Origin of the sequence: Christensenella hongkongensis, from assembly GCF_000981035.1 — a bacterium.
Lineage (GTDB): Bacteria > Bacillota > Clostridia > Christensenellales > Christensenellaceae > Christensenella > Christensenella hongkongensis.
In genome coordinates this window covers 43,324-58,330 of record NZ_LAYJ01000115.1, presented here as the reverse complement: position 1 = coordinate 58,330, position 15,007 = coordinate 43,324, and the positions used below count along the sequence as shown (strand labels likewise).

The window sequence follows — 15,007 nt, the reverse complement described above, 5'->3', positions numbered from 1 at the left end:
TATGAATTCAAAAGAGCTTGTATTAAAAACGTTGGAAGGCCGGAATACAAACGGACGTGCGCCGCGGCAGCTATGGACACTGCCTTATGCAGAGCAACACTTTCCGGAGCAGCTTAAAAATATTACTTCAACGTTTCAAAACGATATCGTAGAAGTGCCGCCTGAAGCAAAACAGTATCGCACTAAACCGCAGATTACAGGGGATTTTTATGAGCTGGGAGAGTATATAGACGAATGGGGCTGCCAGTTCACGAATCTCCAAAAAGGGATTGTCGGCGAGGTAAAAAAGCCGATCATCGTAGATGAAGAATGGGGAGATGCGAAAGACGTGCACATCCCTGAGGAGCTGCTCACGATTGATACGGAAAAAATCAACGAATATTGTGCAGGCACGGACCAGTTTGTATTGGCAAGCGATATTGCGAGACCGTTTGAAAGACTGCAGTTTTTACGGGGAACCGAAAACCTGTTTATGGATTTTGCCTATCATCCGCTTGAATTGTATAGATTTTCGTTCCAGTCGTTTTAAGGCTATTTTCGCCCGTGAAGGGCTCTTTTTTTTGCTTTTTTCCGCCGAACGAAAATCTATGCTTTTATCGAAAAAATGCACGATTTTTATAAACGTCTTCTCGAAGTATGGGCCGGGACAGACGTAGATGGATTGTTTTTCATGGACGACTGGGGTACGCAGCTCAACCTGCTTATTTCCCCGGACACATGGAAAGCTCTATTCATGCCGATGTATCGCGATTATTCCGACATCGCGAAGAAATATGGTAAAAAGATATTCTTCCATTCAGATGGAAATATAGAGAAAATCATCCCTTACCTGATCGATATCGGCATTGATGCGGTCAATTCGCAGGTGTTTTGTATGGGGCCTGAAAACCTTGCGCAGTATCAGGGAAAAATAACCTTTTGGGGTGAAGTTGACCGCCAGAACATCCTTCCTTACGGAAGCAAAGACGATGTGAAAGGGGCGGTAAAAAGACTATATGATGCGTTCTGGAAAAATGGCGGTGCAATCGCACAATGCGAATTTGGCATCGGTGCAGATCCCAATAATGTTTACACTGTATTTGAAACATGGGATCAACTGACTGGTAATTAAGTTTCCTCAAAATAAATTGGGGAGATATTAACTCACATAATAAGAGGAGGATTAAAATGAAAAAAGCACTATTACTCGTTCTTGCTGTCGTACTGACAGTATCCTTGGTCGCTTGCAGCACGCCTGCTGCTACGCCCAGTGCCGATGCGTCTACAGCACCGTCCGCGGATGCTTCCGTAAGCGCTGAAGCTTCTTCCGATGCAAATGCGTCAACTCCGGCTGCTTCCGGCAGCAAAAAAGTCGCAGGCGTCGTATTCCAGGAAGACCAGTTCATGAAACTGCTGCAGCTTGGCTACAAAGACGCGGCTGAAAAAGCAGGATATGAATTCTTCCCGGGCAACACAAACAACGATGCTGCAAAGGAAGTTGAAATGCTTAATACTTACATTGACCAGGGTTACGCAGGCGTTGCAATCGCACCAATCAGTGAGACAGCATCTGTAGAGCCGCTGAAAAAGGCTGCGGCTGCCGGTCTTGCTGTTGGGCTTTCTAATTCGCCGCTCGATGGACAGGATTGGATGACGGCTTGCTATTCTTCCGACAACTATCAGCTTGGACAAATGACAGGCGAAGCTTGCGCGAAGTACATTGAAGAGAATATGGACGGAAAAGCCAAGATCGGTATCCTTCAGTTCAAATCGTTGCTTCCTGAGCAGTCCGGCGCAAGAAGCCAGGGCTTTATCGACGAAGTAACCAAGCTCCCGGGCGTAGAGATCGTATCTGACCAGGATGCCTGGCTGCAGGATAAGGCAATCACGGTTGCTGGCGATATGCTGACTGCAAACCCGGATATCAACCTTCTGTGGGGTGCGAATGAAGGCGGAACGATCGGCGCTACGATGGCAGTTAAGAATGCCGGCCTCGCAGGCAAAGTTGTAACCTTTGGTACGGATGCAAGCGAACAGACTGCTGCTATGCTGCAGGATGAAGCAAACATTCTCCAGGCGCTCACTGGACAGGATCCTTACACGATCGGTCAGAAGACAATGGAATCTGTTCTTATGACGGTTGAAGGAAAAGACAATCCGGATAAGGGCAAACTGGTTATCGTTCCCGGTCAGCTCCTGACGCGTGAAAAACCGGATGAAGTCACAGCTTTTGTTGCTGACTTGAAAACAAAAATGGGTGGCTGATCCGGCTGGCTGAAATGATTGGTTTCTGCGGGGGTTCCAAATGCCCCCGCAGAAATGTTATTTGAATTTTGAAGGGAAGTAACAGGTATGAGTATACTGAAAGTAGATCATGTTTCCAAAAGCTTTCCGGGGACTTTGGCGCTTGATGACGTCAGCGTGGAATTTCAGAGCGGGAAGGTAAACGCCCTGATTGGTAAAAATGGTTCCGGGAAATCTACATTGGTCAAGATTATTAATGGTGTTCAGCCTCCTACCAAGGGAGAAATTTATCTCGACGATCAAAAATTGGAGTTTGCAGATCCAAAGGATGCTTTTGATAAGGGAATTTCGACTGTTTATCAAGAACTTAGTCTTGTAATGGGAATGACAGTTGCGGAAAATATTTTTCTGGGAAGATTTCCAATGAAAGGCAAATTTATCGACTGGAAGAAAACCTACCAGATGACAGAGGATTTGCTCAAGGGCATGGGCATCGAAATTGATCCGAAAGAAATGATTTATAATCTGAGTATGTGGCAGTGCCAGATGATTGAAATTGCAAAAGCAATGAGCACAAATCCAAAAGTGATTTTGCTTGATGAGCCAACATCCTCTCTCGCATTGGCAGAGACGGAAATCCTGTTTAATTTGATTCGTGAATTAAAGAAAAAAGACGTTATTATTATCTATATTTCCCACAGGCTCCAGGAATTATGGGAAATTGCGGACACCTGCACGGTGCTGCGCGATGGTATTCTTACCGGAAAAACCGATATGAAGGATGCTTCGCATAAAGATATTTTAGATATGATGTTTGGTGACATTGAAGTACAAAACCGCCCAGACGACCTGACCTATTCCGACGAGGTTGTTTTAGAGGTTAAGGGGTTGTCACGTGGAAAGAAATTACAGGATGTTAATTTTAAGCTGCATAAGGGAGAAATCCTCGGAATTGCAGGAATGCTTGGTTCCGGTCGTACAGAATTAATGCGTTCGATTTTTGGAATTGATCCCTATACAAGCGGTGAAATCTTTGTAAACGGCGAACAGGTAAAACATATAGATCCGGTAAAAATGAAAGAATTGGGTTTCGGGCTTACGCCTGAAGACAGGAAAAATGAAGGCCTGATCCAGATTATGTCCGTTAAAAACAACCTGTGTGTGGCAAGCCTTAAGCGAATGTCGAAAGGCGCTTTTATCGATACGGCGGTCGAGCGCAGGCTTGTCGACGAGCAGATTGATCATCTGCAGATTAAAGTTCCCTCGGAAGATATGCCGGTTTCATCGCTCTCAGGTGGTAACCAGCAGAAAGTAGTCGTTGGAAACTGGCTTAATACACAGCCAAAAATCATGATGTTTGACGAACCTTCACGTGGTATCGACGTCAATGCAAAGCAACAGATATTCAAGATTATCTGGGATCTTTCCCGGCAGGGAATATCAAGCATTGTCGTTTCTTCCGAATTGGAGGAATTGCTTGAGGTTTGCCACCGCATTTTGATCATGCGCTATGGAAAAATCACCGGGGAAGTATCGCCGGAAGATTTAAAGATCGATGGATTATATACGTTATGTATGGGGGGGACTATCTGATGAAACAAAATACAATGTCAGTCAAGAAATTCACCAAAAAGTATATGATGGAAATTATTCTGATTTGCATGATTATACTTTTGGCAATCTTTGCAGAAGGATTTTTCTCTGTAAATAATCTGCTAAGCATTTTTAGGAACATGGCCATTGTCGGCGTTATCGCATTTGGTATGACAATGGTGATCATCGGCGGTGAAATCGACCTTTCGGTCGGCTCGTCTATCGCGCTTTCCGCCGTATTGACGGCACTGATATCAAATAACCTGGCGGCCGGCGGCATGTCGCCCGACCTTGCGCTGGTGCTCAGCATTATCATCGCGCTTGTAATCGGTATTGGGATTGGTGCATTCAACGGTTTTATCCGTACGAAATTCAACATTCCGACCTTTATTATCACGCTTGCAATGCTTAACGTGCTCTATGGTATTGCGGCAGTCATCTCCAATGGTTTTCCGGTTACGATCACAACGTCATGGTACAGCTTCATCGGTGCGGGGCAGCTGTTTGCCGGTAACGGTTTCTCAGGAATCCCAGTTCCGGCAATCTGGCTCATTGCGGTGTTTGTGATCGTATTCATTGTCATGAACCGTACAAGGTTCGGACGCGAAGTATACGCGGTTGGCGGAAACCCGGAGGCGGCAAGATTATCGGGTATCAATGTAAAAAAAGTCAAGATCATCATCATGATCGCCGTACAGCTGCTGGCTGCATTTGCAGGAGTTATCCTTTCCTCGCAGGTTATGGCAGGATCGTCACAGTTTGGTAAAGGCTATGAGATGGACGTTATCTCAGCCGTTATTATCGGCGGCGCGTCGCTCAACGGCGGTATTGGTAAAACATGGGGAACCTTTATTGGTATCATCTTCCTGGGCGTAATCTTAAACGGTATGACGCTGCTCGGCGTGGACGACTTCGTAAAATACATCGTTCGTGGTTCGCTGATCCTTGTTGCAGTGCTGATCAACACGATTCAGCTGCAGCGCAGTGATGATGAAGCATAAAAAGCATTATTCTTTCCTCAAAGACAATATATAATCAAAAAACACAGGTGCGAATTATGTATCTGTGTTTTTTGATGCCTTCCTATGTTATAATAGTAAAAAACGCTAACGGAGATAATGATGAGACTTTTAATCACCAATGACGACGGTATTTATGCAACCGGGATTATATCGCTTGCAAAGAGGTGCTATGACGCTGGACATGAGGTTACGGTAATTGCACCGGACCGCGAACGCAGCGCCTGTGCACATTCAATGACAATGGATTTCCCGCTCAGCCTGAAGGCGGTTGAAATCGGCGACTATGAAGGAATGAGTGCATATTCACTCAATGGAACGCCTGCCGACTGTGTAAAAATCGCTGTTTCACATGTGCTTAACGAGAAGCCTGACGTTGTCCTTTCAGGCATCAACAACGGTTCGAACCTCGGTTCGGATATCGTATATTCCGGAACGGTCAATGCAGCGCTTGAAGCCTGCATGCTGGGCTGCCCTGCAATAGCCGTTTCGCAGGCATTTGGGACAGAGCGGATAGAATTTGCAGAAAAAAGAGCGCTGCGCTTTTGGGATTCCGCTGGCCTTGCCGTTCAATTTTTAGATCAGACAGACGTTTCAAAATTGAACGGGTTTATTTACAATATTAATTTTCCTTCTGCCCCTGTAAATGAAATAAAAGGAATCAAAATGTGCGTACAGGGAATATGCGATTATGACGAAGCCTTTGAAAAACGCATTGATCCATTTGGCAGGGAATATTATTGGGTAAGCGGAGCGCTTCAGCATAATCCCTTTAATGACGAGCAGCAGACTGACGTGAAATGGCTGCGGGAAAACTACGTTACAGTAACGCCGTTGCGGTGGAACCAGACGGAAAATGAAGTTTTGGAGCGCGAAAAATGCAAGATCGATTCAATGAAATTGCATTCCTGATGAACCAGTGTTATAATATAACAGGTGAAATGAATGTGGCGGCGTAAAGGAAGCCCGGTTGGGCCACAAGATTGAAATCTCGCGCCAGACACTTGTTCGGAGGAAGCTATGATTAGCAACGTAATTGACAGGATCAATCATGAATATGCAAAAATGTCGAAGGGACAGAAACTGATAGCGGATTATATTCTGAAGGAATATGACAAAGCGGCATTTATGACAGCGGCCACGCTTAGTAAGCTCGTTGGCGTAAGCGAATCAACTGTAGTCCGGTTTGCTTACGCACTTGGTTACGACGGATATCCGAAGCTTCAGAAAGACCTGCAAGAGGTAATACAAACAAAGTTGACGACTGCGCAGCGCCTTAATATGATGGAAGGCCTTACATCAGATGAAGTTGTAAACGCCTCCTTTAAAACAGATATCAACAATTTGCGTGTAACGCGTGAGCACATCGATACGGAGAATCTGGAAAGAATTGTAGACAGCATTGACGGCGCGCGTAAGATATATATTCTTGGAACGCGTTCCAGCGGGCCTCTTGCTGAATTTTTACGCTATTATATGAATTATATGAATGAAAATATTAAACTGATCCGTTTTGACGGCAGCGATATTTTCAGCCAGATACTTACTGCGGACGAGCATGACGTAGCGATTGCGATTAGCTTTCCACGATACTCTATGAGAACGATAGAAGGAATGTCCTATCTTAAAAATTGTGGTTGCAAGGTAATTGCGATTACTGACAACGAAGCATCCCCACCGGCCCAGATTGCGGATTACAGCCTTACTGCAAAAAGTTACATGAATTCCTTTGTGGATTCCTTTGTTGCACCGCTCGCTGTGATCAATCTTCTCATTATTATGTTGGGGTTAAGGAAAAAGGATATTCTCTTCGCAAACTTCAACAGGCTGGAAGAGCTTTGGCAGACAAATGATGTTTATGCCACAAGGGAGCTTGATTCGCAGATCACAGACGAGGATATTTATGAATGATTTGATTATTATCGGCGCGGGCCCGGCGGGAATGTTGGCGGCTTATGCTGCGGCGGCGCGCGGTATTGATACGCTTCTTCTTGAGAAGAATGAGAAAATTGGTAAAAAGCTGTTTATTACAGGAAAGGGACGCTGCAATATTACAAATGATTGTGATATCAGCGACTTTTTTTCGCAAATTGTGAAGAACGGCAAATTTTTGATGAGTGCATTTTATACGTTTACCAATGCCGACCTGATTGCGCTTCTCAAAAAAAACGGGCTGGAAACGAAGGTAGAGCGCGGAGGACGCGTATTCCCGGTCAGCGACCGGTCAAACGATGTAATTCGAACGCTTGAACGCATTATGAAAAATGCCGGAGCAGGACTCAGGCTAAACAGCATGGTTAAAAAAGCGACGAAAAAGGGCGGTGTTTTTCATGTTGAGCTCGACAATGGAGAAGCGCTTGCTTGCAAAGCGCTTATGATTGCAACCGGTGGAAAATCGTATCCCTTAACAGGATCGACAGGCGATGGTTATCGCTTTGCGCAGGAATTTGGGCACACGATCGTCGCGCCCCGACCGGCGCTCATCCCGCTGGAAGATATGCACCACATCTGTCCGAAGATGCAGGGCCTTACACTTAAGAATATTGGATTCTCGCTGTATCAGGATCAGAAAAAGCTATACGAAGAACAGGGCGAGCTATTGTTCACTCATTTTGGGCTGTCAGGCCCGGTCGTTCTCTCCGCGAGCAGCTTTATCAACCATACGAAGCAGCCCTTAGCCCTGCGCGCTGAAATCGACCTGAAGCCTGCGCTTGGCATGGACAAGCTCGATGCAAGGCTTGTGCGCGAGTTTGACGCGAACAAGAATAAACAACTCAAAAACGTAATGGATACGCTCATGCCGCAAAAGCTGATCTATCCTTTTCTGAGGGAAAACCACCTAGATGCGGAAAAGCCGGTAAACAGCGTTACAAAGCAGGAACGCGCATTGCTTTGCCATGCGCTTAAGCATTTTTCGATTTCTATTGCAGATACGCGCCCGATTGAAGAAGCGATCGTTACTTCCGGTGGAATAAAGGTAAAGGAAATCAATCCTTCTACGATGGAGAGCAAACTGGTTGAAAATCTTTATTTTGCAGGCGAAGTGGTGGACGTGGACGGATTAACCGGCGGCTTTAATTTGCAAATTGCATTTTCCACCGGATTTCTGGCTGGGACAAGCGTATTTAATTGACATTCCTACTAAATAAAGATACAATAATATTTGGTTATATTTGTTTTTATTACAAAAATCACCAATTAAAATTGATATGAAAGAATTTAAAAGAACAGGAGGTGAATTTGCTAAGTGGGTAATGTGCTTATTCCTATTTTGGTAGGCGTAGGCGGATTGATTGTTGGACTTATCATTGGTTATGTTTATAGACGTAATATTGCAGAGTCAAAAATTGGCCGCGCCGAAGATTCCGTAAAGAAGCTGATTGACGAAGCGCAGAAGCGCGCTGAGGTTATCAGGAAGGAAACGGTACTCGAAGCACAGGAAGAAGTTCATAAACTGCGTAGCGAATTTGACAAGGAATCAAGGGAAAGACGAAACGAAATAACGAAGATTGAAAAAAGACTGGTACAAAGAGAAGAACTGCTGGATAAGAAATTAGACAGTATTGATCAGAAAGAAGAACAGGTTAACAGGAAAAACAAAGAAATCACAAAAGCCAAGGAAAATCTGGATGCGATCCATGCAAAACAGCTCGAACAGCTTGAGCATATATCGGGTATGACGATTGACGAGGCAAAAGGATTGCTGCTTGAAAAGGTGGAGCATGAAGCGCGTCATGATATGGCCGTGATGCTGCGCGATATCGAGCAAAAAGCGAAAGATGAAGCTGATAAAAAAGCGAGAAATATTCTGTCGCTCGCAATACAAAAATGTGCAGCAGACCATGTTGCGGAAAGCACGGTTTCTGTTGTTAACCTGCCTAACGATGAAATGAAGGGCAGGATTATCGGCAGGGAAGGCCGTAACATAAGAACTCTGGAAACAGCTACGGGCATAGACCTCATTATTGACGATACGCCTGAAGCGGTCATCCTTTCCGGATTTGATCCGGTTAGGCGTGAGGTTGCCAGAATTGCGCTTGAAAAGTTGATTGTTGACGGACGGATTCATCCTGCACGCATTGAAGAAATGGTCAATAAAGCGCAAAAAGAAGTGGATAATCAAATCAAAGAAGCAGGCGAACAGGCTGTGTTTGATGTGGGAATCCATTCGTTGCATCCTGAGCTTGTGAGGCTTTTGGGCAGGCTGAAATACCGTACCAGTTATGGTCAGAATGTGCTGAAGCATTCAATCGAAGTAGCGCATCTGGCCTCCCTTATGGCAGCGGAAATCGGTGCAAATGCAAAATTTGCAAAACGCGCCGGATTGCTGCATGATATTGGTAAGGCGGTCGACCATGAAATCGAAGGACCGCATATTCAGATCGGCGCTGATCTGGCAAAGAAATATAAGGAAAATGCAGATATTATCAATGCGATTGCCGCGCATCATGGCGATGTAGAGCCCAAAACGGTGGAAGCTGTTTTGGTTCAGGCTGCGGATGCGATTTCGGCTGCGAGACCAGGCGCACGAAGAGAATCTTTGGAAAATTACATAAAACGTCTTGAAAACCTTGAAGGAATTGCAAATTCATTTGCAGGCGTCGATAAATCGTTTGCAATACAGGCTGGCAGAGAGGTAAGAATCATTGTGAAGCCTGATGAGATTGACGACGCGGGAACGACCTTGCTTGCGAGAGATATCGCAAAGAAGATCGAGTCCGAACTTGATTATCCCGGACAGATCAAAGTAAATGTGATCAGGGAAACAAGAACGACTGATTTTGCTAAATAAACGAAGAAGCGGTTTCAAACCGCTTCTTTTTTTGTACTGTTTATTCTTTGTAAGCAGGGACAGACATATCTATTTTATCAGTATTATAAGCGTCATACGGTAAGAACTTCTATTCCGCATTGCTTCAATTCCATAAGTACTTCATCATTTATGCCGCTGTCTACAATCAATCTGTCAATTTCCCTGATACTGCAAATCCGGCTGAACATGGATGTGCCTATTTTACTGGAATCCATTACGATTGTGATTTCCGCAGCCATTTCCATCATGGCACGTTTGATTTCTGCTTCATATGGGCTCACTGTGAAAAAGCCGTCTTCAAAGAGCAAGCCGGATGCACCGATAAAAACCTTATCCACCCTGAATTGGCGGATGGCCCCGGTGGCAACGGGCCCAATGAGGGCATTTGTATCAGCGTTCAGCTCTCCACCGGTCAGTATGATTTTATTGTTTCCCACACCTGCCAGTTCTGAGGAAACAAGTGGTGAGTTTGTGACTACTACAAGCTCATTTTTTCCTTTCAGCTGCTGTGCAATTTTATAGGTCGTGCTTCCGGCGTCGATCATGATTGCTTCACTGTCATATACAAGAGAAGCGGCGGCAAGTGCGATCCGTTCCTTTTCCTCTTTGTTTTGTTCATCGCGGATATTGATCGCAACCTCTTTGTAAGCCCTGTCTGCCAAAATCGCGCCGCCGTGCGTTTTTTGGATCAGGCCGCTTTTTTCCATCGCGTTCAGGTCGCGGCGGATGGTCGCTTCGCCGATGTCAAAGCGCTGGGATAATTCCGATATGGTAACTCTCTTTTCCTTTTGAATAATGCTTTGTATCAGCTTACGCCGTTCTTCCATAAAATAGGGATTGTTTTGATCCATTCTGCTTTGCCTGCCTTTTGTTTGATATACACTTTATATAGTACCGTTATATCACAGATAGAAGAAAGAAGCAAATATAAAACGACATATAATTACATATATTAACATTATATACATTGACGATTGTGTAAAATAATGTTAATATGTGTACATGACAGGGAGAAAGGAAACATTGAAATGAAAGCAGTGGTTTATTATGCGGCAAATGATATCAGGGTGGAGGATCGCCCGGCTCCGCAGCTTAATGATAACAATATGATAGCAAAAGTAAAATGTTGTGCATTGTGCGGTACAGACCTGAAAATATGGACGGCAGGGAATCCGCGCTGCCATCCTCCGAGGATACTCGGACATGAAATGATTGCCGGGATCGAGCAGGTTGGTAAAAATGTAAAAGGGTTTTCACCAGGGGAAAAGATCACCTTTGCCACAACGATTGCATGTAACGACTGTGCGTATTGTGCAGCCGGATTACAAAATGTATGTCCAAACAGCAAACCGATCAGCTATGATTTTGACGGTGGCCTTGCAGAATATATTGAGGTGCCCGCAGAAGCTATTGCAGGCGGAAATGTGATCAAACTCGCTGAGGATATTGGCGAGGAAGCAGCATTGTGCGAGCCTTTAAGCTGCGCGATCAATTCACAGGAGATCGTCGGGGTAAAGGAGGGCGATTTTGTCCTGGTGACCGGCGGGGGGCCGCTTGGCGCAATGCAGGCATTGCTTGCAAAAGCAAACGGTGCAAAGCACGTCGCGCTTGTGGGAAGCAGTGCTGCAAGATTGAAGCTGCTGGATGGCCTTGAAGGTGTGGAGCTGATCGACGGATCAACCACAGATGTCGAAAAATGGATATTTGGCGAGACAAACGGACTGGGGGCCGATGTCGTTATCGTATGCGCGCCTGTAAAAAGCGCGATGGAAAACGCTTTGAATTATGCAAGGAAGGGCGGCGGAATCAGCTATTTTGCAAGCCTGCCTTCCGGAAAATCCGAACTCAACCTGGATAGCCGCCTGATCCACTATAAGGAATTACGCATCTGCGGCGCATCGGATTCCAGGCCGGAGCATGTGCAAAAAGCAGCAGAGCTGATTGGCAGCGGAAAAATCGACTTAAAGCAGGTTATCTCGCATCGTCTTGACCTTGAAGAGATCATTGCGGGACTAACGCTGATGAAGGATCGACAGTGCCTGAAGGTAGTATTGTATCCGGGAGGCATAACGAAATGAAACTGGAACAAAAAAATGCGGTTGTGACCGGCGCAGGCAGCGGTCTTGGGCTTGCCGTTGCAGAACGGTTCGCTCAGGAAGGCGCGGATGTTGCGATCCTTGACCTGAATATAGGGAAAGGGACACAGGAAGCAGAACGAATCGCCAAGGCAACAGGCCGTAAGGTTGTGGCGTATCAGGTGGATGTCGCGAACAAGGTTTCCGTCCAGAAAGCATTCGAAGCCGTAGAACGGGATTTTGGAGCAATTCATATTTTCCTGAATAGCGCCGGGATTTCTAAGATTGTGCCTTTTCTGGAATGCAGCGAGCAGCTTTGGGATCAAACGCTTGACATCAACCTGAAAGGAGCCTTTCTATGCTGCCAGGCAGCAGTCCGCTCCATGGTGAACCATCAGGTGGGAGGCTCTGTCATCAATATGTCCTCGCAGTCAGGGCGAGCAGGCACAAGCCAATATCAGGCTTACTGTGCGAGTAAGTTTGGCATTGTCGGGCTCACACAATCCATTGCGCAGGAATTTGCAAGGCAGGGCATCCGCGCAAATACGATATGCCCGGGTGTTGTATTTACGCCATTATGGGATCAACAGCTGGAAGATTATGCGCGCAAGCGGAACCTGCAGCCGGAAGAGGTAAAACCCTATTTCGAAAATTCGATTCCAGCCGGAAGGCTCTGCACAGTGGAGGACGTTGCAAATGCGGCTGTATTCCTGGCTGAGGACGCATCCGCTTATATGACGGGGCAATCGCTCATGCTGTGCGGTGGAGCGCATATGCTGTAAAGTAAGCAGAAGCGCTTTTTCCATTATGGAGAGAGCGCTCTTTTTTTGCCTGAACTGCTTACAGAAATGACAATTTTTGGTATACTAAAGGTAAGAATTTCATTTGAAATCGGCGGTACGAAAATGAACGATAAGGAATTTCAGCTCATGATGAGCGCAGCAAAACAATATTATCAACTTGGAATCAGTCAGGATGAGATTGCAAAAAAGGCATTTGTATCAAAATCGACAATTTCAAGGTTGATCAAGCGTGCGGTTGAGCTGGGGTATGTTGAATTTAAAATATACGACGCGGGAGAAACCGTGTCGCTTTTGCAACAGGAAATGTTTGATGAATTCGGCGTAAGCTGCATTGTCCTTCCAAGCTATGTGGACGAATATCTGGTGCAGCTCAACGACGTTTGCGCTTATGCCGCGGCTGAGCTTGCAAATTTTATTGACGAGGACGAAGTGGTAGGCGTTACCTGGGGACTTACTACGGAATATCTGGCCAAAAACCTGAAAATTACAGGCAAAGAGAAACGGAATGTCAAAATTTGCATGTTGGCAGGGTTTGTGACGGGCACGATTGCATCCATGAAATCCACGCATATTATTGAGAAGTTTGCAGAGGTGTTTTCGGCGGAGGGCTTTGTAATGCCCGCGCCCCTTTTGGTGGACAATGAGCAGATCGCAAAGGTGTTGTATTCGGACTCCAATATCAGGTATGTAATGGATCTTTGCCGCAGCGCCCAAACTGTTATTCTGTCCATTGGCAGTGATAACCTTAAAGATACGGTGCTTACGGATCAGGAAACATATAATCTCAGCGTATACAACAGAATTGGGCTGACAGGTGGAGTTGGAGATATCGGCGGGCGTAATTTTGATATTCATGGAAATGAAATCAGAAGCAATATTACCAACCGTATTATTGGCCTGCCGCTTGCTGAAATGAAGACAAAGAAAAACCGGATTGGCATTGCTGTTGGCAGGCACAAAAGCCTGGGTGTTTTGGGTGCGTTGCGGGGTGGGCTTTTAAACAGGCTTTATACGGATGAAACAACAGCACGCGAGGTTTTGAAAGAAGCCCGAAAGTTGAAAAAACAGTAAATAAATATTGACAAACGCTTTTTTGCAATTCGTTGCAGGAAAGCGTTTTTTTTTGAAATTCTGTGCGGAATCATGCAAAAATCACATCCCGTTATTTAAGGTGTGATATACTGCAGCCGTAACAAAAATCTATGTAAATCAGGCGGAGGTAACAAGAACGGTGGAAATAGTAAATATGCCAAGATTAAGTCTGAACGAGGATTCCAGTGTAATTGGGGAATGGCTCGTAAAGGAAGGCGATAGGGTACAAAAAGGCGACGGACTCTTTTCTATTGAGACGGATAAGTCGTCCATGACCGTATATGCGGAATCATCGGGCGTTGTATTAAAGTGTTTTTATGGGGATTATGATGTTGTTCCCGTCATGACGCCGGTATGCGTGATCGGCGAACCGGGTGAAGACGTAAGCAAAGTAACGGCTGCGGATGGTGCGCAGGAGCCGACTGAAGCTGCGATTACGGCAAATGAAGAAAAAGCGGAACCGTCGGCAATGCCAGAGAAAAAAATTGCAGAGCCTGAGCAGGAAACGTTTCTATCCCCACGCGCAAAAAAGCTCGCTGCGGAAAATGGAGTTGATACTTCCGGAATCATTCCTTCCGGTGCTGAAGGACGCATATTGGAAGCGGACGTAATTTTAGCGATGGGGAAACCAGTGGCAGCGGATTCCAAACTATCTGTAGTACAGGAACCCGTTATTCCGCAGAATCAGTGTGAAATGAAGGATGGCGTAAGAGAGATAAAGCTATCAGGCATTCGCCGCGTCATTGCCAAAAACATGATGCACTCACTTGCGAGTACGGCGCAGCTTACCTCGCATATGAGCTATAACGCATCCAAAATCCAGAAATACCGCGAATGGCTGAAGCTGTCGCCCGGCCCGGAAAAGGGGATTACCATTACGGACATGATCCTTTACGCAGTGGCAAAAACATTAAAGGATTTTGACTATATGAATGCGCATATGGTAAGTGATGAAAAATTACTGTATTTTGAAGATGTAAACCTTGGGTGCGCCGTTGATACAGAACGCGGACTGATGGTTCCAACGATTAAAAAAGCACAGGATTTATCCCTGCCACAGTTATCCCAAAGGCTCAAGGAGCTCGCGGAAAAATGCAGGGACGGCAGCATCCTGCCGGATGAAATGTCCGCTGCGACGTTTACGGTTTCAAATCTTGGCAGCTTTGGCGTAACGGGCTTTACTCCGATACTGAATCCGCCGCAGGTAGGCATCATCGGTATCGATGCAATCGGCTATGCGGTCAAAAAGACGGATGAGGGATTGCTGTATTACCCGGAGGGGCGCTTATCGCTCACTTATGACCACAGGGCGGTGGACGGCGCGCCCTCGGCACGCTTTTTGCGCGCGGTATGCAAGAATCTCGAGCGGTTTGACGAGCTGGTATAGGA

At 45.8% G+C, this 15,007-nt stretch carries 13 protein-coding genes and 1 pseudogene; 13 read left to right on the top strand and 1 reads right to left on the bottom strand.

Features of this window, described 5'->3' with window-relative positions; all coding sequences use genetic code 11:
• Position 1: 1 nt before the first annotated feature.
• The 9 genes and pseudogenes from CHK_RS16205 to rny all read left to right on the top strand — a co-directional run bounded on the left by CHK_RS16205 (position 2) and on the right by rny (position 9,627).
• On the top strand, positions 2 to 529 hold the full coding sequence (locus CHK_RS16205) for a hypothetical protein (protein ID WP_082103547.1): 528 nt from the start codon (positions 2 to 4) through the stop codon (positions 527 to 529).
• 51 nt (positions 530 to 580) lie between these two features.
• A pseudogene (locus CHK_RS16200) lies at positions 581 to 1,111 on the top strand (uroporphyrinogen decarboxylase family protein); the annotation flags it as partial.
• A 56-nt stretch (positions 1,112 to 1,167) separates the two neighbouring features.
• Complete coding sequence (locus tag CHK_RS12310; protein ID WP_052740569.1) at positions 1,168 to 2,244, top strand: substrate-binding domain-containing protein; 1,077 nt, start codon at positions 1,168 to 1,170, stop codon at positions 2,242 to 2,244.
• 87 nt (positions 2,245 to 2,331) lie between these two features.
• A complete protein-coding gene (locus tag CHK_RS12305) occupies positions 2,332 to 3,816 on the top strand; it encodes a sugar ABC transporter ATP-binding protein (protein ID WP_046444375.1) in 1,485 nt (494 codons plus the stop codon).
• Positions 3,816 to 4,817, top strand: a complete 1,002-nt coding sequence (locus CHK_RS12300) for an ABC transporter permease (RefSeq protein ID WP_046444374.1) — start codon at positions 3,816 to 3,818, stop codon at positions 4,815 to 4,817. The genes CHK_RS12305 and CHK_RS12300 overlap by 1 nt, the downstream gene beginning before the upstream one ends.
• A gap of 120 nt (positions 4,818 to 4,937) precedes the next feature.
• Positions 4,938 to 5,747, top strand: coding sequence for a 5'/3'-nucleotidase SurE (surE, locus tag CHK_RS12295; RefSeq protein ID WP_046444373.1), 810 nt, complete (start codon positions 4,938 to 4,940; stop codon positions 5,745 to 5,747).
• A gap of 108 nt (positions 5,748 to 5,855) precedes the next feature.
• On the top strand, positions 5,856 to 6,746 hold the full coding sequence (locus CHK_RS12290) for a MurR/RpiR family transcriptional regulator (RefSeq protein WP_046444372.1): 891 nt from the start codon (positions 5,856 to 5,858) through the stop codon (positions 6,744 to 6,746).
• A complete protein-coding gene (locus CHK_RS12285; RefSeq protein ID WP_046444371.1) occupies positions 6,739 to 7,968 on the top strand; it encodes a BaiN/RdsA family NAD(P)/FAD-dependent oxidoreductase in 1,230 nt (409 codons plus the stop codon). The genes CHK_RS12290 and CHK_RS12285 overlap by 8 nt, the downstream gene beginning before the upstream one ends.
• A gap of 114 nt (positions 7,969 to 8,082) precedes the next feature.
• Positions 8,083 to 9,627 (top strand): ribonuclease Y, encoded by a 1,545-nt coding sequence (gene rny / locus CHK_RS12280; RefSeq protein WP_046444370.1) that lies wholly within the window; start codon positions 8,083 to 8,085, stop codon positions 9,625 to 9,627.
• Positions 9,628 to 9,719: 92 nt separating this feature from the next.
• On the opposite strand, the gene CHK_RS12275 is transcribed toward rny, so the two are convergent.
• Positions 9,720 to 10,499, bottom strand: coding sequence for a DeoR/GlpR family DNA-binding transcription regulator (locus CHK_RS12275; protein WP_046444369.1), 780 nt, complete (start codon positions 10,497 to 10,499; stop codon positions 9,720 to 9,722).
• A gap of 177 nt (positions 10,500 to 10,676) precedes the next feature.
• Here CHK_RS12275 and CHK_RS12270 point away from each other — a divergent pair, with 177 nt between their 5' ends.
• From CHK_RS12270 to CHK_RS12255, 4 genes are all read left to right on the top strand, one after another.
• The gene (locus tag CHK_RS12270; protein WP_046444368.1) at positions 10,677 to 11,726 is read left to right on the top strand and encodes an alcohol dehydrogenase catalytic domain-containing protein; all 1,050 of its coding nucleotides are present in this window, start codon (positions 10,677 to 10,679) and stop codon (positions 11,724 to 11,726) included.
• On the top strand, positions 11,723 to 12,505 hold the full coding sequence (locus CHK_RS12265) for an SDR family NAD(P)-dependent oxidoreductase (protein WP_046444367.1): 783 nt from the start codon (positions 11,723 to 11,725) through the stop codon (positions 12,503 to 12,505). Before CHK_RS12270 ends, CHK_RS12265 begins: the two co-directional genes overlap by 4 nt.
• Before the next feature lie 66 nt (positions 12,506 to 12,571).
• The gene (locus CHK_RS12260) at positions 12,572 to 13,597 is read left to right on the top strand and encodes a sugar-binding transcriptional regulator (RefSeq protein WP_160295656.1); all 1,026 of its coding nucleotides are present in this window, start codon (positions 12,572 to 12,574) and stop codon (positions 13,595 to 13,597) included.
• A gap of 175 nt (positions 13,598 to 13,772) precedes the next feature.
• Positions 13,773 to 15,005, top strand: a complete 1,233-nt coding sequence (locus tag CHK_RS12255; RefSeq protein WP_046444365.1) for a dihydrolipoamide acetyltransferase family protein — start codon at positions 13,773 to 13,775, stop codon at positions 15,003 to 15,005.
• Positions 15,006 to 15,007 lie beyond the last annotated feature (2 nt).

What these genes read in the sequence shown, in the direction of transcription:
- CHK_RS12275 (WP_046444369.1), bottom strand. Translation starts at nt 10,499, where the DNA reads ATGGATCAAAACAATCCCTATTTTATGGAAGAACGGCGTAAGCTGATA.
- CHK_RS12260 (WP_160295656.1), top strand. Translation starts at nt 12,572, where the DNA reads ATGACAATTTTTGGTATACTAAAGGTAAGAATTTCATTTGAAATCGGC.
- CHK_RS12310 (WP_052740569.1), top strand. Translation starts at nt 1,168, where the DNA reads ATGAAAAAAGCACTATTACTCGTTCTTGCTGTCGTACTGACAGTATCC.
- CHK_RS12300 (WP_046444374.1), top strand. Translation starts at nt 3,816, where the DNA reads ATGAAACAAAATACAATGTCAGTCAAGAAATTCACCAAAAAGTATATG.
- CHK_RS12290 (WP_046444372.1), top strand. Translation starts at nt 5,856, where the DNA reads ATGATTAGCAACGTAATTGACAGGATCAATCATGAATATGCAAAAATG.
- CHK_RS16205 (WP_082103547.1), top strand. Translation starts at nt 2, where the DNA reads ATGAATTCAAAAGAGCTTGTATTAAAAACGTTGGAAGGCCGGAATACA.
- CHK_RS12265 (WP_046444367.1), top strand. Translation starts at nt 11,723, where the DNA reads ATGAAACTGGAACAAAAAAATGCGGTTGTGACCGGCGCAGGCAGCGGT.
- CHK_RS12285 (WP_046444371.1), top strand. Translation starts at nt 6,739, where the DNA reads ATGAATGATTTGATTATTATCGGCGCGGGCCCGGCGGGAATGTTGGCG.
- surE (WP_046444373.1), top strand. Translation starts at nt 4,938, where the DNA reads ATGAGACTTTTAATCACCAATGACGACGGTATTTATGCAACCGGGATT.
- CHK_RS12270 (WP_046444368.1), top strand. Translation starts at nt 10,677, where the DNA reads ATGAAAGCAGTGGTTTATTATGCGGCAAATGATATCAGGGTGGAGGAT.
- CHK_RS12255 (WP_046444365.1), top strand. Translation starts at nt 13,773, where the DNA reads ATGCCAAGATTAAGTCTGAACGAGGATTCCAGTGTAATTGGGGAATGG.
- CHK_RS12305 (WP_046444375.1), top strand. Translation starts at nt 2,332, where the DNA reads ATGAGTATACTGAAAGTAGATCATGTTTCCAAAAGCTTTCCGGGGACT.